The organism is Thiomicrospira sp., assembly GCF_036568485.1.
Lineage (GTDB): Bacteria > Pseudomonadota > Gammaproteobacteria > Thiomicrospirales > Thiomicrospiraceae > Thiomicrospira.
The window spans coordinates 22,597-39,893 of record NZ_DATCSL010000040.1; the positions used below are offsets into that span (position 1 = coordinate 22,597).

At 44.4% G+C, this 17,297-nt stretch carries 19 protein-coding genes and 1 tRNA gene; 19 read left to right on the plus strand and 1 reads right to left on the minus strand.

Going from position 1 to position 17,297, the window contains the following annotated elements; translation table 11 throughout:
* The 9 genes from truA (at position 1) to VIM91_RS03910 (ending at position 9,074) form a co-directional block, all read left to right on the plus strand.
* Positions 1–783: a tRNA pseudouridine(38-40) synthase TruA gene (gene truA / locus VIM91_RS03870; protein ID WP_331863504.1), complete on the plus strand. Its 783-nt coding sequence runs from the start codon at positions 1–3 to the stop codon at positions 781–783.
* Positions 774–1,397, plus strand: a complete 624-nt coding sequence (locus tag VIM91_RS03875; protein ID WP_331863505.1) for a phosphoribosylanthranilate isomerase — start codon at positions 774–776, stop codon at positions 1,395–1,397. The genes truA and VIM91_RS03875 overlap by 10 nt, the downstream gene beginning before the upstream one ends.
* 24 nt (positions 1,398–1,421) lie before the next feature.
* A complete protein-coding gene (trpB, locus tag VIM91_RS03880) occupies positions 1,422–2,627 on the plus strand; it encodes a tryptophan synthase subunit beta (RefSeq protein WP_331863506.1) in 1,206 nt (401 codons plus the stop codon).
* Positions 2,628–2,637: 10 nt separating this feature from the next.
* A complete protein-coding gene (gene trpA, locus VIM91_RS03885; RefSeq protein ID WP_414719595.1) occupies positions 2,638–3,465 on the plus strand; it encodes a tryptophan synthase subunit alpha in 828 nt (275 codons plus the stop codon).
* The gene (gene accD / locus VIM91_RS03890; protein WP_331863508.1) at positions 3,462–4,313 is read left to right on the plus strand and encodes an acetyl-CoA carboxylase, carboxyltransferase subunit beta; all 852 of its coding nucleotides are present in this window, start codon (positions 3,462–3,464) and stop codon (positions 4,311–4,313) included. Before trpA ends, accD begins: the two co-directional genes overlap by 4 nt.
* A 9-nt stretch (positions 4,314–4,322) precedes the next feature.
* On the plus strand, positions 4,323–5,603 hold the full coding sequence (folC, locus tag VIM91_RS03895; RefSeq protein WP_331863509.1) for a bifunctional tetrahydrofolate synthase/dihydrofolate synthase: 1,281 nt from the start codon (positions 4,323–4,325) through the stop codon (positions 5,601–5,603).
* Entirely contained in the window at positions 5,591–6,277 is a 687-nt protein-coding gene (locus VIM91_RS03900; protein WP_331863510.1) for an SPOR domain-containing protein, read from the plus strand. The genes folC and VIM91_RS03900 overlap by 13 nt, the downstream gene beginning before the upstream one ends.
* A gap of 93 nt (positions 6,278–6,370) precedes the next feature.
* Positions 6,371–7,894, plus strand: a complete 1,524-nt coding sequence (purF, locus tag VIM91_RS03905; RefSeq protein ID WP_331863535.1) for an amidophosphoribosyltransferase — start codon at positions 6,371–6,373, stop codon at positions 7,892–7,894.
* The gene (locus tag VIM91_RS03910) at positions 7,854–9,074 is read left to right on the plus strand and encodes an O-succinylhomoserine sulfhydrylase (RefSeq protein ID WP_414719593.1); all 1,221 of its coding nucleotides are present in this window, start codon (positions 7,854–7,856) and stop codon (positions 9,072–9,074) included. Before purF ends, VIM91_RS03910 begins: the two co-directional genes overlap by 41 nt.
* Before the next feature lie 24 nt (positions 9,075–9,098).
* Here VIM91_RS03910 and yhbY read toward each other — a convergent pair whose 3' ends face one another.
* A complete protein-coding gene (yhbY, locus tag VIM91_RS03915; protein WP_331863512.1) occupies positions 9,099–9,407 on the minus strand; it encodes a ribosome assembly RNA-binding protein YhbY in 309 nt (102 codons plus the stop codon).
* Positions 9,408–9,492: 85 nt separating this feature from the next.
* On the opposite strand from yhbY, the gene rlmE reads away from it, so the two are divergent.
* The 10 genes from rlmE (at position 9,493) to VIM91_RS03965 (ending at position 17,283) form a co-directional block, all read left to right on the plus strand.
* Positions 9,493–10,110 (plus strand): 23S rRNA (uridine(2552)-2'-O)-methyltransferase RlmE, encoded by a 618-nt coding sequence (gene rlmE, locus VIM91_RS03920; RefSeq protein WP_331863513.1) that lies wholly within the window; start codon positions 9,493–9,495, stop codon positions 10,108–10,110.
* Positions 10,111–10,252: 142 nt separating this feature from the next.
* Positions 10,253–12,196: an ATP-dependent zinc metalloprotease FtsH gene (ftsH, locus tag VIM91_RS03925; RefSeq protein ID WP_331863514.1), complete on the plus strand. Its 1,944-nt coding sequence runs from the start codon at positions 10,253–10,255 to the stop codon at positions 12,194–12,196.
* 86 nt (positions 12,197–12,282) lie between these two features.
* Entirely contained in the window at positions 12,283–13,128 is an 846-nt protein-coding gene (folP, locus tag VIM91_RS03930; RefSeq protein ID WP_331863515.1) for a dihydropteroate synthase, read from the plus strand.
* A 3-nt stretch (positions 13,129–13,131) separates the two neighbouring features.
* Entirely contained in the window at positions 13,132–14,472 is a 1,341-nt protein-coding gene (gene glmM / locus VIM91_RS03935; RefSeq protein WP_331863516.1) for a phosphoglucosamine mutase, read from the plus strand.
* Positions 14,473–14,541: 69 nt separating this feature from the next.
* On the plus strand, positions 14,542–15,312 hold the full coding sequence (tpiA, locus tag VIM91_RS03940) for a triose-phosphate isomerase (protein ID WP_331863517.1): 771 nt from the start codon (positions 14,542–14,544) through the stop codon (positions 15,310–15,312).
* A complete protein-coding gene (gene secG, locus VIM91_RS03945; RefSeq protein ID WP_331863518.1) occupies positions 15,300–15,620 on the plus strand; it encodes a preprotein translocase subunit SecG in 321 nt (106 codons plus the stop codon). Before tpiA ends, secG begins: the two co-directional genes overlap by 13 nt.
* Positions 15,621–15,632: 12 nt before the next feature.
* Positions 15,633–15,717: transfer RNA gene (locus tag VIM91_RS03950), tRNA-Leu, on the plus strand.
* Positions 15,718–15,775: 58 nt separating this feature from the next.
* Positions 15,776–16,132: an NADH-quinone oxidoreductase subunit A gene (locus tag VIM91_RS03955; protein WP_029933955.1), complete on the plus strand. Its 357-nt coding sequence runs from the start codon at positions 15,776–15,778 to the stop codon at positions 16,130–16,132.
* Complete coding sequence (locus VIM91_RS03960; protein ID WP_029933956.1) at positions 16,123–16,599, plus strand: NuoB/complex I 20 kDa subunit family protein; 477 nt, start codon at positions 16,123–16,125, stop codon at positions 16,597–16,599. The genes VIM91_RS03955 and VIM91_RS03960 overlap by 10 nt, the downstream gene beginning before the upstream one ends.
* A 30-nt stretch (positions 16,600–16,629) precedes the next feature.
* The gene (locus VIM91_RS03965; RefSeq protein WP_331863519.1) at positions 16,630–17,283 is read left to right on the plus strand and encodes an NADH-quinone oxidoreductase subunit C; all 654 of its coding nucleotides are present in this window, start codon (positions 16,630–16,632) and stop codon (positions 17,281–17,283) included.
* Positions 17,284–17,297: the final 14 nt, after the last annotated feature.

The window sequence follows — 17,297 nt, forward strand, 5'->3', positions numbered from 1 at the left end:
ATGAAATGGGCGTTAGGAGTCGAGTACTTAGGACAGCATTATTGCGGTTGGCAACGCCAGAGTCATTGCGAGTCGGTTCAGTTTTTTGTAGAGCAGGCCTTGAGTCGCATTGCTGCGGAGCCAATTGACGTTTTTTGTGCGGGTCGGACTGACACGGGTGTGAACGCGATCGGTCAAGTCGTGCATTTTGAAACGCTTGTTGAACGTCCAGCAAGGGCATGGTTAGAAGGTAGCAATACACATTTACCCGATGACATTCGGATTAGCTGGGTCAAGCTAGTTGATAAGGATTTTCATGCAAGGTTTAGTGCCTTTGCGCGACAATATCGTTATGTAATATTCAATCGGCCTGTACGTAGTGCGGTATTAAGTGGTCGCGTGACCTGGGAACGTAAACCTTTGAATGAAGCATTAATGCATCAAGCCGCACAAGCCTTATTGGGTGAACAAGACTTTTCATCTTTTAGGGCGTCAGAGTGTCAGGCGAGTCATGCACGACGAGAAGTACAGTTTGTTCAAGTGAGACGCCGAGGAGACTTTGTTTTTATCGATATAAAAGCCAATGCTTTTTTGCATCATATGGTTCGAAATATTGCTGGAACTTTAATGCAAATCGGTCGAACTGAAGCTCCTGTTGAATGGGTGGCCAATTTATTAGCACTCAAAGACAGAACGAAAGCTACTGTGACGGCGCCGGCTATGGGTTTGTATTTTGTAAATGCATTTTATCCAGAGGAGTTTGCTATACCGCAAACTCCTCTGAATGAGGTTTTATGGCAATAGCGCAGCGAGTGAGGGTGAAAATTTGCGGCATAACCCGGCCAGAGGATGCCTTAGCAGCGGCACAAGCAGGCGCAGACGCGATTGGTTTAGTATTTTACGAACCCAGCCCGCGTGCTGTGACGATTGAACAGGCCAAACGTATTGTCCAAAACTTGCCGGCTTTTGTCACCACAACGGCTCTATTTGTAGATGCAAATGCATCACTAGTTGAGCAGGTCATAGATGATGTAAAGATAGACTTGTTGCAGTTTCACGGAAATGAATCGGCTGAATTTTGTGGCCAATTTTCACGTCCTTATATCAAAGCCATATCCATGCAGTCCGATACGAATGTGATAGAGCTGGTCGATGTTTATAAGGATGCACGTGCTTTATTGCTAGATACTTACAAGCCGGGCGTGCCAGGTGGAACCGGCGAGGTCTTTAACTGGCAATGGATTCCTAAGAGCTTGGCAAAGCCAGTCGTTTTAGCAGGTGGCTTAACGCCTGAAAACGTTAAAAATGCGCTAGAGATTTCAAATGTGTGGGCGATTGATGTAAGTGGCGGTGTTGAGTCAACAAAGGGCATAAAATCAGCTCAAAAAATAACCGATTTTATTCAGGCTACCCTGTAAAAAAATAATGAAATGGATAATTAAATGACTATTGATTACGCTCAGTTTCCAGATGAGACGGGTCACTTTGGCCCTTATGGTGGCATGTTTGCACCAGAAACGCTGATGGCACCGTTAGAAGAGCTTAAGCAGCAATACCAAAAAATTAAAAATGATCCCGATTTTTTAGAACAGTTAAAAGTGGATTATCAGGATTATGTTGGACGACCTAGCCCGCTTTATTATGCAAAACGTTGGAGTGAAACCCTCGGCGGGGCCAAGATTTATTTAAAACGAGAAGATTTGAACCACACTGGTGCCCACAAAATCAACAATACGATCGGTCAAGCCTTGTTGGCAAAGCAATTAGGTAAAACACGAATTATTGCTGAAACTGGTGCAGGACAACATGGTGTGGCGAGTGCGACCGTCGCGGCGCGTTTAGGTTTGGAGTGTGTTGTCTACATGGGGGCTGATGATGTTGTACGTCAAGCACCGAATGTGGCCCGTATGAAAATGTTGGGTGCGACCGTCGTACCAGTTGAATCCGGTACTCGTACACTCAAGGACGCTCTGAACGAAGCGATGCGTGATTGGGTAACCAATGTTGATAATACTTTTTATATTATAGGCACCGTGGCTGGCCCACATCCTTACCCCATGATGGTGCGTGACTTTCAGTCTATTATAGGGCGAGAGGCACGTGAACAAATCTTACAAAAAGAAGGCAAACTGCCTGATGCGCTGATTGCTTGTGTGGGTGGGGGGTCAAATGCGATGGGTCTGTTCCATGCGTTTTTACCGGACGAGAGCGTAAAAATTTATGGAGTCGAGGCAGGCGGGCATGGTTTGGAAACAGGCCAGCACGCGGCGCCGTTATGCAAAGGTAAACCGGGGGTATTACACGGCAACCGCACTTATTTAATGCAGGACGAAAACGGCCAGATTTCTGGAACCCATTCAATCTCAGCAGGTTTGGATTATCCAGGTGTTGGGCCAGAGTTGGCATGGTTAAAAGATATAGGGCGTGCTGAATTTGTTGCCATTACGGATGATGAAGCTTTACAAGGTTGGCGAGATCTAACCCGTATGGAAGGCATTATTCCAGCGTTAGAAACCAGCCATGCATTAGCTTATGCTACCAAACTGGCGCCTACGATGCGTAAAGATCAAACCATTATCATTAATCTATCAGGACGCGGTGATAAAGACATGAATACCATAGCGAAGATTGAAGGGTTTGAGTTCTAAGATGATGAATATAGATAGAATCAACGCCCGTTTAGCTCAATTAAAGGCAGACAAGCGCACCGCTTTAATTCCATATATTACGGCGGGTGATCCCGAACCAAGTGCCACACTTGAATTAATGAAACTGTTAGTCGCCGAAGGTGCAGACCTGATTGAGCTAGGTGTGCCATTTTCCGATCCAATGGCCGATGGTCCTGTTATCCAAAAAGCTGTCGAGCGCGCATTAAAGCATAATGTCAGCTTAAAGCAGGTTTTATCGATTGTTAAACAGTTTCGTGAAACCGACACTGAAACCCCTGTTTTATTGATGGGTTACTTAAATCCGATCGAAGCTATGGGGTTTGAGTTTTTTGCAGAGCAAGCTCAACAAGCAGGCTTGGATGGAGTCTTAACTGTCGATATGCCACCTGAAGAAACGGCAGGTTATACCGAATTATTAAAGAAATATAATTTAGATCGCGTATTTTTAGTTTCACCAACCACGCCAGAATCTAGGTTAAAAGCTGTTTCTGATCAAGGTAGTGGCTTTGTTTATTATGTTTCGCTAAAAGGCGTGACGGGCACAGGCAAGCTGGATGCGACGAATGTCAAAACTCAAGTTGAACTATTAAAGAAGCAGGTTGATTTACCTGTTGGAATAGGGTTTGGCATTCGTGATGCGGAGTCGGCCTATCAAATGGCACAAGTTGGAGAAGCGGTGATTGTAGGTTCTGCTTTAGTCAACTTGATTGAACAGCACCAGAACGACGGATTATCAGCAATTAAACAGGCTTTGACTAATCAAATGCGCGTGTTTCGACATGCTTTGGATCAAGCCGATAAGGGAGAAACATTGTGAGTTGGTTTGAGAAAATTTTACCCAGCATTAAGCAAGTAACAGATCGTAAAAAATCGGTACCTGAAGGTCTTTGGATGAAGTGTCCAAAGTGTGAGAGTGTGCTCTACCGCTCCGAAGTTGAACGTAATGACGAGGTCTGCCCAAAATGCGACCACCACATGCGTTTGAGTGCACGTAAACGTTTGAAAGCCTTTTTTGATGAAGGTAGCAAAATAACGGAAATCTCAAATGATGTTTCTCCTGTCGATGCTTTGAAATTTCGGGATCAAAAGAAATATAAAGACCGTATTGCTGGGGCACAGAGAGCAACGAATGAAAAAGATGCTCTGATTACGCAAGTTGGAACCATTGATGGTTTAGAGGTAGTAGCTGCTGCATTTGAATTTAAGTTCATGGGCGGATCAATGGGTTCGGTCGTGGGTGAAAAATTTGTTCGTGCAGTCAATGAGGCTTTAGCTCGCCGTTGTCCACTGGTCTGCTTTTCTGCTAGTGGTGGTGCCCGAATGCAAGAAGCCTTGTTTTCATTGATGCAGATGGCAAAAACCAGTGCCGCTTTAGGTCGTTTAAGGGCGCAAGGTTTACCGTATATTTCGGTAATGACGGACCCTACTATGGGTGGGGTATCAGCCAGTTTTGCAATGTTGGGCGATTTAAATATTGCCGAACCTAAAGCTTTGATAGGTTTTGCTGGCCCGCGCGTAATTGAGCAAACTGTTCGTGAAAAACTGCCAGAAGGTTTTCAGCGTAGTGAGTTTTTACTAGAGCATGGTGCCATTGATCGAATCATTCATCGTCACCAACTCAATAAAGAGTTGGCCTCTATGGCGCGGATGTTAATGAATCAATAAGAGATTAAATTGAATTCGCCGACTATTCGCAGTAGCTTGACTGATTGGTTAGACTGGTTACTAAAGCTGCATACTCAAGAAATTGACCTTGGACTGGAACGGGTTCGAGAGGTCGCTAAAAAGCTTGATGTATTGACGCCCGCTCCCTATGTTATTACGGTCGCTGGTACCAATGGCAAAGGATCTAGTGTCGCGATGTTGGTGGCGATTTTGAGGGCGGCTGGCTATCAGGTCGGGAGCTATACCTCACCACATATTTTGCGTTTTAATGAACGCATTCAGCTTAACGCGCAACCAGTTTTAGACTCTTTAATTGTTGGCGCGTTTGACGCGATTGAATTGGCCAGACAAGGTGTTAAATTAACTTACTTTGAGTTTGCGACTTTAGCCGCCTTAACCATTTTTAAACAGTCAAAACTTGATGTGGTTGTGCTAGAGGTAGGATTGGGCGGGCGCTTAGACGCCGTTAATATTGTGGATGCGCAAGCCTGCTTATTAACCGCTATTGATGTCGATCACGTTGAATGGTTAGGTTCTGATCGTGAAAAAATCGGTTTTGAAAAAGCGGGGGTGATGCGACCCAATGGTTTGGCGGTGTGTTCGGATCCAAATCCGCCAAAAACACTGCTTGAATACGCGCAAGCATTAGGGGTTGATTTAAGGTTATTGGGCCGAGATTATGATTATTTGGCCAACCCAGAAGATTGGGTGTTCAAAACGGCACAACAATCGATCCATTTACCGAAACCAAATTTAGCGGGTCAATTTCAGTTACAAAATGCGGCTGGTGTTCTGGCTTTATTACGGGCTCAAACCAGCTTGGAAATAGATCACACCGACTGTGAACAGGGTTTAAGAGCAGCACAACATCCCGGTCGCCTACAAACCATTCAAGTCGACCACCAGGCCTGGTTGTTTGATGTAGCGCACAATCCACAGTCAGTTGATGCCTTGGCTGAACATTTAAAGTTACAGGCCGATGGGGATGATTATCTTGTTATCTTTTCAGCTTTGTCGGATAAAGATATCCAGGCGATGGTGTCACAAATAAAACCTTTTGCTAGTCAGTGGTTGTTGGTTGATTTACAGGTGGATCGTTCAGCGCCTTTAGCTCGACTGCAAGAGGTGTTAAGATTAGCGGGCGTTGTGTCAAGCCGTCAGCAGGCTTTTAGTTCGATGGCTGAAGCCGTTAACTGTGCACGTCAATCGACAGAAAAACGGATTTTAATCTACGGTTCTTTTGTTACCGTTTCACAAGCAATGACAGAGTTGACAGAATGGATGAGTTAACAAAATATAGAATAACCGGCGCAGTGATTTGGTTGGCCTTATTGATTATGTTGGTGCCAAGTTGGTACGCCAACCCTGTTGATTATGAAAAAGCACAACCTTGGTTATACTCAAGTTCTGATGAATTATCCCCAGTTGATGAGCTTCCCCCCGCAAAAGAAGTCAGCCAAACCAGTGTAATTGTTTCAGATCAAACAACTGAAACCACGAAATCAGAGCCAGTTGTAACAGTCGATACAAACAAAGATACTTCGAACACGTCAGCTCAAACGCAAAACGATATAAGCTCAAAAGAAGCAGCACAAACAAAACAATCAAGTGATAACCCGGAAATCGCCAATGCGAAAAAAAGCTCGACCACAGAGGTTGAGTTAGACGAGCCTATGACAACACAAGAAACGGCTGAAATAAAAGAACCCGTGATGCCGTCAGAGGATAAGTCACCTGCATGGTTAGTGCGCGTAGCGTCCTACAACTCAATCGAGTCAGCGAACCGAACTTTGGGTGTTTTAGAAATGCGTTATAAAGTTACAATAGGTGACTTTTCTACTAAAAATCAAAAAATTTACTCAGTTCGAGTAGGGCCATTTTTGAGTTTTCAAGAGGCACAAAAAGCCAAGCAAGAATTGGATAAAGAGTTGGTTACCAACTCTGTTATTGTCCAGATTCGATAATGAGTAAACGAATTCAAACCCGTTTTTAGTCGGCCGACTGTTACGACAGTGGCTGGAAATTTTGATTTAAATCTAAGATAAGTGAGTAAATTCATGTGTGGTATTGTCGGAATTGTCTCGGCGAGTGGGGAACCTGTTAATCAAGAGTTATATGATGCGCTAACGATTTTGCAACATCGTGGGCAAGATGCAGCGGGAATTGTAACTCATGATAATGGGCGTTTTTTTCAGCGCAAAGATAATGGCTTAGTTAAGGATGTGTTTCATACCCGTCACATGCGTGACCTGCATGGTTCAACTGGTATAGGTCACGTACGTTATCCAACAGCCGGTTCGTCTTCCAGTTCTGAAGCACAGCCATTTTATGTCAACTCGCCTTATGGCATTGTGATGGGGCATAACGGTAACTTAACCAATGCCGAACAGTTGAGTAAAGAAATTTACCAACAAGATCAACGCCACCTTAATACCAACTCCGATTCAGAAGTTTTGTTGAATGTCTTTGCTCACGAGTTAATGAAGCAGCAGAAGCTATTTGTTGATCAACAAGATATTTTCAGCGCTATTCGCCGCTTACATAAACGAGTGCGTGGTGGTTACGCAGCCATTGGTTTGGTTTCGGGTGTTGGGATGTTAGCCTTCCGTGACCCATTTGCTTTACGCCCGATTGTCGTCGGTAAACGCGCGAATCCTAATGGGGGTACAGACTATATTGTGGCCTCAGAAAGCGTTGCTTTAGATGGACTGGGTTTTAGTCACTATCGAGATTTAGCACCAGGTGAAGCGGTCGTGGTGATGGAAAGTGGTGAAATTTACTTTGAACAGTGTCATGACAATCCACAGTATTCGCCCTGTATTTTCGAGTTTGTTTATTTTGCACGTCCAGATTCGATGATTGACGATATTTCAGTTTATAAATCCCGTTTACGTATGGGAGAAAAACTGGCCGAAAAAATTCAACGTGTGTGGTCCGATCACGATATTGATGTCGTGATGCCGATTCCAGATACGAGTCGAACGGCTGCATTACAGTTGGCTGAGAAACTGCGTTTACCCTACCGTGAAGGTTTTATAAAAAATCGTTATATCGGCCGCACTTTTATTATGCCCGGGCAAACCCAGCGTAAAAAATCGGTGCGCCAAAAGTTAAACGCCATTGGTTTAGAGTTTGAAGGCAAAAATGTGTTGCTGGTTGATGATTCCATCGTCCGAGGCACCACCTCGGGTGAAATTGTGCAAATGGCACGCGAAGCCGGTGCAAACAAGGTGTATTTTGCATCGGCCGCTCCGCCCGTCAGATACCCTTATGTGTACGGTATTGACATGCCATCTGCAACCGAATTGGTGGCGAATAATCGCACAGAAGATGAAGTGGCTGAATTTATTGGCGCAGACAAACTTATTTACCAGGATCTTTCAGATTTAGTTGAAGCGGTAGGTGTGGGGAGTCAGCAAATATCGTGTTTTGATACCTCTTGTTTTAGTGGCGAATATGTAACCGGTGATATTACGGAAGAATATTTGCAAAGCATTGCCAATGCGCGCAACGATGGTGCAAAAGCTAAACAGAAAAACCATGCTCCCGAAACGATTGGATTACATAATCAAGGAAATTAAATTGGACGAATTTGCGTTAGAAACCCTAGCCATACGTTCGGGCTACCAACGAACGCATGAGCAAGAAAACAGTGAAGCTATTTTTCCGACGTCCAGTTTTGTATACGAGAGCGCTCAGCAGGCGGCTGATCGTTTTAGCGGTGAGGATCCGGGTAATGTGTATTCACGCTTTACGAACCCAACCGTGCGAACATTTGAGCAGCGCTTAGCTGAAATGGAAGGTGGGGAAGCTTGTGTTGCAACGGCTTCCGGTATGGCCGCGATCTTGGCGACCTTTATGGGGCTGCTTTCGCAAGGCGATCATATCGTTTCATCCAGTAGCATATTTGGTACTACTAAGGTTTTGTTTACCAAGTATTTAGCCAAGTTCGGTATTGAGGTTAGCTTTGTTTCGCAAACGGACCACCAGGCCTGGTGCTCTGCGATTCAACCGAATACTAAAGCGTTGTTTTTAGAAACACCTTCTAATCCTTTGACGGAAATTGCAGACATTCGAAGCTTGGCCGAACTGGCAAAAACACATAACGCACTTTTGGTCGTTGACAACTGTTTTTGCACGCCTATTTTGCAGCAACCTTTAAAACTGGGCGCCGATATCGTCATTCATTCTGCAACCAAATTTATTGATGGACAGGGACGTTGCTTAGGTGGTGCGGTAATTGGCTCGCAAAAACTTGTAGGCGAAGAAGTTCGTGGGGTGATTCGAACGGCTGGGCCGAGTATGAGTCCATTTAATGCGTGGGTTTTCATTAAAGGTCTAGAAACGCTTCACGTTCGTATGGAAGCACATTGTTTACGTGCACGTAAACTGGCGGTTTGGTTAAGTGAACACCCAGCTGTAGAAAGCGTTTTTTATCCCGGCTTAGAATCGCATCCGCAGTATGAGCTGGCTCAGAAGCAACAGTCAGATGGGGGTGCATTAGTGAGTTTTCGTGTTAAAGGTGGGCGTGAGCAGGCCTGGTCGGTCATTGATGCGACCAAGATGTTTTCTATTACGGCCAACTTAGGTGATGTTAAAACCAGTATTACGCATCCTGCCAGTACAACGCATTGTAGAGTGGCGGCGGAGGAACGTTTAGCAACTGGCATCACGGAGAACTTGGTCAGGGTATCGGTGGGTCTTGAGAACTTTGCTGATATTCAAACCGATTTGCAGCGCGGCTTAGACCGTTTGATCTAAGCCGGGTGTCAGTTTTAAAGCGCGTTATTTGGGTAACACTAATTCGGGGTTTTTGCTGCGTGCACGATAAATGACAAACATTTTACCCACCGTTTGTACCAGCTTAGCTTTCGAGTGCGTTAAAACATAGTCGATGATGGCTTTGCGATCTTCTCGCTCACCAGCCGCCATTTTCACTTTTAGTAACTCATGATGTTCTAGTGACTTGTTTAACTCAGCCATCAGGCTATCGGTGACGCCTTGTGAGCCAATGATAATAACGGGGTTTAGGCCGTGAGCAATGCCTCGTAAAAATTTTTTCTGATTTGCGGTTAAGGTTGAATCGGTCTTCATCTTGGTAGTTACTCAAAAGCTAAATAATCTATTTTAAATGAAAACAACTTCTTCCGAGAATTAAATCAGCGGGAATCAATCGAATATGTCCAGATCCAAATCCAGTGCACGCTGGTTACAAGAGCACTTTGATGATCCTTATGTTTTGCAAGCGCAAAAAGAGGGTTGGCGTTCGCGTGCGATTTATAAGCTGCAAGAGTTAGATGAAAAAGACAAACTCTTTAAACCAGGCCTGGTCGTCGTTGACCTAGGTGCCGCACCAGGCGGTTGGTCGCAATGGGCCGCACAGCAAGTGGGCGACGCCGGTCATGTTTTTGCCTTGGATATTTTGCCAGTAGATCCGTACGCGGGGGTGACCTTTATTCAGGGCGACTTTCGAGAGGATGAAGTTTATCAAAACTTATTGAACGAATTAGGTGACCGAGAAGTCGATCTTGTTATGTCGGATATGGCGCCGAATATGAGTGGTAATAAAGCGGTGGATATCCCACGTGCTATGCATTTAGTGGAGTTAACATTGGAACTCGCCAGTCAGGTGTTGAAAAAAAATGGCACGGTTGTTATGAAGGTTTTTCAGGGAGAAGGCTTTGATCAACTCTTGCAAAACATGCGGGCAGACTATATGAAAGTAATAAGTCGAAAACCAAAAGCTTCAAGGCCTCGTAGTAAAGAAATTTATGTGCTCGGTATAGGTAAAAAATAACATAAGCTTACTTGAGTATTAACTTATTAGGTCATAATTAAAACTTATTCTTCTTTTTGCTCGGGTGTTATGTGCATGGTATGATTGCTCCATGTGACATTGTTAAAACATCATGCTTGGCATGATTTTTAAGGAAAACTAAATGAAAAACGATATGCTAAAAAACCTACTGATCTGGGCGGCTGTAGCCTTAATCTTGATGTCAGTGTTTAATCACTTTGGATCATCAAATTATCAGTCTTCCAGCCGTTTAGATTACTCGCAGTTTATTGATGAAGTACGTGATGGCAAAGTCAGTAGCGTTAATATCGAAGGCTCGACGATTCGTGGCGTCTATTCGTCAGGCGACGCTTTCACTACTTATAACCCAGGCGATGCAGGGTTGATGGGTGATTTGCTTGCTAATCGCGTGACGGTCAGTTCTCAGCCTCCGCAAAAACAAAGCTTGCTGATGCAAATTTTCATTTCGTGGTTCCCGATGTTGTTGTTGATTGCGATTTGGATATTTTTTATGCGCTCTATGGGTGGTGGCATGGGCGGTAAAGGTGGACCGATGTCGTTTGGTAAAAGCAAGGCTCGTATGCTTTCAGAGGACCAAGTAAAAGTGAACTTTGACGATGTCGCTGGTGCGGACGAAGCAAAAGAAGAGGTTTCTGAACTGGTAGACTTTTTACGTGATCCTGAAAAATACCAAAACTTGGGTGGCCAAATTCCTCGTGGTGTCTTGATGGTGGGGCCGCCTGGTACAGGTAAAACCTTATTGGCCAAAGCGATTGCTGGTGAAGCTAAGGTACCTTTCTTCACGATTTCAGGTTCTGACTTTGTAGAGATGTTTGTCGGTGTTGGTGCATCGCGTGTTCGTGACATGTTTGAGCAAGCAAAAGCCCACGCGCCTTGCATCATCTTTATTGATGAAATCGATGCGGTCGGCCGTAGTCGTGGCGCTGGCATGGGTGGTGGTAACGATGAGCGTGAGCAAACCTTAAACCAAATGTTGGTTGAAATGGATGGTTTTGAAGGTAACGAAGGCGTGATTGTCATTGCCGCTACCAACCGTCCTGATGTGTTGGACCCAGCTTTATTGCGTCCGGGTCGTTTTGACCGTCAGGTGACTGTTGGTTTGCCTGACGTGCGTGGTCGTGAACAAATTTTAAAAGTACATATGCGTAAAGTACCGGTCGCCGATGATGTTAAACCGGCTTTAATCGCTCGTGGTACGCCCGGTTTTTCTGGTGCTGATTTGGCTAACCTAGTAAACGAAGCCGCTTTGTTTGCGGCGCGCTTGGGTGAGAGAACGGTGACTCAAAACCACTTTGAGCGTGCCAAAGATAAAATTCTTATGGGGGTTGAGCGTAAGAGCATGGTTATGAGCGAAGCGGAAAAGCGTCTAACCGCTTATCATGAAGCTGGTCATGCGATTATTGGTTACCTAGTGCCTGAGCATGATCCGGTATATAAAGTGAGTATCATTCCGCGTGGACGCGCCTTAGGTGTCACGATGTACTTGCCAGAAGAAGATTCTTGGAGTTACAGCAAGCGTAAACTCGAAAGTCAGCTTTCAAGCTTATATGGTGGCCGTATTGCTGAAGAAATGACGTTTGGCTCAGATGCTGTGACGACCGGCGCGAGTAACGATATTGAACGTGCTACAAAATTGGCACGTAGCATGGTAACAAAGTGGGGCTTGTCAGATAAATTGGGGCCTTTGCTTTATGAGGAAGAAGAGCAGAACTTTTTGGGTTCAACGTCACGTTCCAGCAATATTTCAGATGAGACGGCGAAGTTAATTGATAGTGAAGTTCGTCGTGTGATTGATGATAATTACAAACGTGCTCAAGATATCTTAACCACGCATAAGGATAAGCTTGAAATTATGGCGGAAGCCTTAATGCAGTATGAAACCATTGATGCCGAGCAAATCAAAAATATTATGGAAGGTCGAGAACCTGGTGCGCCAAAAGACTGGAGTGAACCAAGTTCCCCAATCAAACCGAATGATCCAGAGGCCGATGCGCCGGAAATGGTATCGGATGACCTAGCTGGTAAAGATGAAAAACCAGCCGGAGCTGAGCCTAAGCTTCATTAATTTAGCGTTTAGCTAAAGCCCTACTTGTTTTAATGCTGGTTAAGTAAACCCATTAAGTCAACTAGGGCTTTTTTGTGGGTATTTTTATGAGTTTAGTTGACCGTTTGCTAGTCGAGAGCGCTGACCCCCTTATTATGGGTATTTTAAATGTCACGCCGGATTCGTTTTCTGATGGTGGCCGTTATACGCAACACGATCAGTTAAAACAGCGCATACAGGCGTTGGTAGATCAGGGTGCGCATATTATTGATATTGGCGGCGAATCGACCAGGCCTGGTGCTTCGAATGTTAGTTTGCAAGAAGAGTTGGATCGTGTGTTGCCAGCGATTGAGTTGGCTAAGCAGCATTCGGATTGTTGGGTATCCATTGATACTTACAAAACCGGTGTAATGCGTGAGTCACTCGCTTTAGGCGTCGATATGATAAACGATGTAAATGCATTGCAATCTGTTGGAGCCTTAGAGCTATTGGCGAGCAGTGACGTGGCTATTTGCTTAATGCATAAGCAGGGACAGCCGCAGGATATGCAAGCTAGTCCAGTATATGAAGATGTGTTGAAACAAGTCCATAGTTTCTTAATTGAACGAGTAAAAGCTTGTGAGTTGGCAGGCATAGATGGAAAGCGTTTAGTGCTGGATCCTGGCTTTGGTTTTGGTAAGCGCGTAGAGCATAATCAAATCTTGTTTCAAAATTTGGCGTTACTAACGCAACTGGATTTTCCTGTGTTAGTCGGGGTGTCTCGCAAAACGATGATTGGCGAAATTTTGAATGGATTGCCAGTTAACCAGCGTATGGTTGGGAGTGTGGTCGCCGCCGTATTGGCTGCGCAACGCGGCGCTAAAATCGTGCGAGTTCATGATGTATTAGAAACCGTGCAGGCACTTAATCTAGCAAAAGCCTTAACAAGTGAATCACTACAAATATTGGAATAACGGATGAATAAAAAGTACTTTGGAACAGATGGAATACGTTGTCGGGTAGGGCAAGGTATGATGACGCCAGATCAAGTGCTCAAGCTGGGTTGGGCAACAGGTCGAGTTTTAAAAGCGCGCGGTGCCTCAAAAGTTTTAATCGGTAAGGATACCCGTATTTCAGGTTATATGTTCGAGTCGGCTTTAGAGGCGGGTCTGATTTATGCCGGAGTCGATGTGTTATTGCTTGGTCCGATGCCAACGCCTGCTGTGGCTTATTTAACAAGAACTTTCCATGCTGATGTTGGAATAGTAATTAGTGCCTCACATAATCCACACTATGACAATGGGATTAAGTTTTTTAATGAACAAGGTCTAAAAATTTCCGATGAAATGGAATTGGCAATCGAAGCGGCCTTTGATGAGCCCTTGCTGATTAATAATAAGCTGGACGAGTTGGCGGCACTGGGTCGAGCTCAACGTGTTTCTGATGCACCAGGGCGATACATTGAGTATTGTAAAAGCACTTATTCATTGAGTGAAAAGTTAGACGGACTGCATTTGGTTGTCGACTGTGCGCATGGCGCTACTTACCAAGTGGCTCCGCATGTCTTTGAAGAGTTGGGCGCTAGAGTGACTAGTATTGGTGATAAGCCTAATGGCTTGAATATTAACCAAGGCTGCGGCGCTACAGATTTGTCGGCCTTAATTGATAAGGTTAAAGAAGAAAAAGCCGATTTAGGTATCGCACTAGATGGTGACGGCGACCGTTTAATGATGGTAGATGATACTGGGCGGATACTGGATGGTGATGATCTGCTGTATATTTTGGCAACACAAACCTATGCCCAGCAAGCTGGCGTGGTTGGAACTTTAATGACCAATTTGGCTATTGAAAATGCGCTTAAGCATAAGGGATTGGATTTTGTGCGTGCCAATGTAGGTGATCGCTACGTAATGCAGGAACTCAAGAAAAGAAATTGGTTGCTTGGAGCTGAAGGTTCTGGGCATATTTTGTGTCTAGATAAATCATCGACTGGTGACGGTATAGTTGCCGCTCTGCAGGTTTTAAGTGTTATGCGTTCAAGCGGAAAAAATTTATCTGAATTGATTCATGGTGTCGAAAAATACCCTATGCAATTGGTTAATGTGAAAGTGATTAAGCCGTTTGATTTAAATTCTGATCCTGAGTTAGTTAAGGCAATTGAAGCGTTTAATGCAAACTATGCCGGACAGGCGCGGGTATTAATTCGCGCATCCGGTACTGAGCCAGTTGTTCGTGTTATGGTCGAAGCCTCAGACGAAAAAGTAGTTTCAAACTACGTAGAAAAGCTGTCTGGGCTGGTGAAGAAAGCGTTTTCATAAAATTGTCAATATTGTTTTTTTGATTCAAAGCCGCTAATATTGTCGGACTTTTTGGTTGGAGAGAGTCGAGTGAGAAGACCGTTTGTTGCTGGAAACTGGAAAATGCATGGCTCAAAAGCCATGATCCATACATTGTTAACAGAGCTGGTTGAGCGTGCAGAGCGTTTAGATTCAGTGGATGTGGCCGTATGCCCGCCATCTGTTTATATCGATTATGTCAAACAAACTATAGGTAAAAGTTCAATAGCCGTCGGTGGTCAAAATATGGCCGATGTTGCTGAGCAAGGTGCTTTTACAGGTGAAGTAACCGCATTAATGTTGAAAGATGTAGGTTGTGGCTATGTAATTGTTGGTCATTCAGAACGTCGTACCTTATACGGCGAAACGGACGAACAAGTTGCCAATAAAGTTGCAATTGCATTAGCAGAAGGCTTAACGCCCATTTTATGTGTTGGTGAAACCCTTCAAGAGCGTGAAGCGAATATTACGGAACAGGTCGTTGGTTCGCAGATGCAAGCTGTTTTGGATAAGGTTGGTGTTAAAGACTTTGCAAAAGTGGTCGTAGCTTATGAACCGGTTTGGGCGATTGGCACAGGTATGACAGCGTCACCACAGCAAGCTCAAGACGTTCATGCCTTTATTCGTGGTTTGGTTGCCAAGCATGATGCAGCTGTAGCTGAAGGTCTTATTATTCAGTATGGTGGAAGTGTTAAGCCTGAAAACGCAAAAGAGTTGTTTTGTCAGACTGATATTGATGGTGGCCTCATTGGGGGAGCATCATTAAATGCAGTTGATTTTTTAGCCATATGTGAAGCAGCGGGTGATGCATGTTCGAAATAATTCTAGCAATTCATATTGTGATTGCGTTTGTGTTGATTGTATTGGTTTTATTGCAGCAAGGTAAGGGGGCTGATGCCGGCGCGAACTTTGGTGGTGGATCATCACAATCTGTATTTGGCAGTCGAGGTTCGGCGAATTTCTTGTCCAGAACGACGGCTGTTTTGGCCACTTTATTCTTTATTACCAGCTTATCCCTTGCCTACATTGCTAGCAAAGAAGTCAAAGGATATAAAAGTGTAGTGTCGGAACAATCAACTCCAGCTCCTAAAGAAGAAGCTGACACGAATACACCTGTTGTTCCAAATTAAATTTTATTATTAGCCGATGTGGTGAAATTGGTAGACACGCTATCTTGAGGGGGTAGTGGCGAAAGCTGTGCCGGTTCGAGTCCGGCCATCGGCACCATTTTTTAAGCCGGAGTTTTCCGGTTTATTCTTAATCCTAGAAGAGGTGGGTATAACCGATGCTAGAAAACTATTTACCTGTGCTGGCGTTCATTGTGTTGGGTGTGCTGTTTGGTATCGGTCCACTCGTGATGAGTTTTGTATTGGCACCAAACAAACCAGACTCAGAAAAAAATTCACCTTATGAGTGTGGTTTTGAGGCTTTTGAAGATTCGCGTATGAAATTTGACGTGCGTTTTTATTTGGTGGCTATTCTATTCATTATTTTTGACCTTGAAATTGCATTCTTATTTCCCTGGGCGATCGTGTTAGATGAAATCGGCTTGTTTGGCTTACTGTCAATGGCGGTTTTTTTGTCTTTATTGGTCGTGGGCTTTATTTATGAATGGAAGAAGGGGGCGCTAGAATGGGAATAGAAGGCGTATTGAAAGAAGGTGTTATCACCACTTCTGCAGATAAATTAATCAACTGGGCTCGTACCGGTTCGATGTGGCCCATGACATTTGGCTTGGCTTGTTGTGCGGTTGAAATGATGCATGCTGGTGCGGCCCGTTATGACCTTGATCGGTTTGGTATTATCTTTCGTCCTAGTCCTCGCCAATCGGACGTAATGATTGTGGCAGGAACATTGGTAAATAAAATGGCACCCGCATTAAGAAAAGTGTACGACCAAATGGCTGAGCCACGTTGGGTTATCTCAATGGGCTCATGCGCTAATGGTGGCGGTTATTACCATTATTCTTATTCGGTAGTAAGAGGCTGTGATCGAATTGTCCCAGTTGATGTGTATGTTCCTGGGTGTCCACCGACGGCAGAAGCCTTGTTGTACGGAATTATCCAACTTCAAAATAAAATCCGCAGCACCAATACGATTGCTAGATAGCGTGCTCACCTTAGGTAACGGTAGAATTTTATGAAACAGTCTGTATTAGATTTGCAAGCGCGAGTAAGCGAATTGATTGGTAGTCAAGTGCTCGATATGAAAGTCGAGTTTGATGAATTAACCATCGAGTTAGCCCCAGAAGACGTTAAGCCAGTCTTAGTCAGAATGCGAGATGAGTTAGGCTTTGAGCAGCTTGTTGATGTCTGTGGTGTTGATTATTTGAGTTATGGTTTAGCGAACTGGGAAAGTGCTCAGGCAAGTAACTCTGGTTTCAGCCGCGGCGTGTTTGATTTTGATATTGCAAGTGATACGGAGGACTTGTACCCAGCGCGTCGTTTCGCTGTAGTTTATCACTTGCTGTCGATTCAAAATAATTTACGTATTCGTGTTAAGACATACCCAACTAATAGTCAGCAACCTATGGTTGAATCTGTTGTTGATGTTTGGTCATCTGCAAACTGGTTTGAGCGTGAAGTATTTGATTTATTTGGTATTTTATTTAATGGTCACCCAGACTTACGTCGTATTTTGACCGATTACGGTTTTGTAGGGCATCCATTGCGTAAAGATTTTCCACTTGTTGGTCATGTTGAAATGCGTTATGACGCTGACAAAGGTCGAGTCGTATATGAGCCAGTGAGCATTGAGAATAGAGTGAATGTACCGCGAGTCATTCGCAACTAAGTTCTGATAAGGAT

Coding starts and splice junctions, on each gene's coding strand:
- truA (WP_331863504.1), top strand. CDS start 1: ATGAAATGGGCGTTAGGAGTCGAGTACTTAGGACAGCATTATTGCGGT.
- VIM91_RS03875 (WP_331863505.1), top strand. CDS start 774: ATGGCAATAGCGCAGCGAGTGAGGGTGAAAATTTGCGGCATAACCCGG.
- trpB (WP_331863506.1), top strand. CDS start 1,422: ATGACTATTGATTACGCTCAGTTTCCAGATGAGACGGGTCACTTTGGC.
- VIM91_RS03900 (WP_331863510.1), top strand. CDS start 5,591: ATGGATGAGTTAACAAAATATAGAATAACCGGCGCAGTGATTTGGTTG.
- purF (WP_331863535.1), top strand. CDS start 6,371: ATGTGTGGTATTGTCGGAATTGTCTCGGCGAGTGGGGAACCTGTTAAT.
- VIM91_RS03910 (WP_414719593.1), top strand. CDS start 7,854: ATGCTCCCGAAACGATTGGATTACATAATCAAGGAAATTAAATTGGAC.
- yhbY (WP_331863512.1), bottom strand. CDS start 9,407: ATGAAGACCGATTCAACCTTAACCGCAAATCAGAAAAAATTTTTACGA.
- rlmE (WP_331863513.1), top strand. CDS start 9,493: ATGTCCAGATCCAAATCCAGTGCACGCTGGTTACAAGAGCACTTTGAT.
- ftsH (WP_331863514.1), top strand. CDS start 10,253: ATGAAAAACGATATGCTAAAAAACCTACTGATCTGGGCGGCTGTAGCC.
- folP (WP_331863515.1), top strand. CDS start 12,283: ATGAGTTTAGTTGACCGTTTGCTAGTCGAGAGCGCTGACCCCCTTATT.
- glmM (WP_331863516.1), top strand. CDS start 13,132: ATGAATAAAAAGTACTTTGGAACAGATGGAATACGTTGTCGGGTAGGG.
- secG (WP_331863518.1), top strand. CDS start 15,300: ATGTTCGAAATAATTCTAGCAATTCATATTGTGATTGCGTTTGTGTTG.
- VIM91_RS03955 (WP_029933955.1), top strand. CDS start 15,776: ATGCTAGAAAACTATTTACCTGTGCTGGCGTTCATTGTGTTGGGTGTG.
- VIM91_RS03960 (WP_029933956.1), top strand. CDS start 16,123: ATGGGAATAGAAGGCGTATTGAAAGAAGGTGTTATCACCACTTCTGCA.
- VIM91_RS03965 (WP_331863519.1), top strand. CDS start 16,630: ATGAAACAGTCTGTATTAGATTTGCAAGCGCGAGTAAGCGAATTGATT.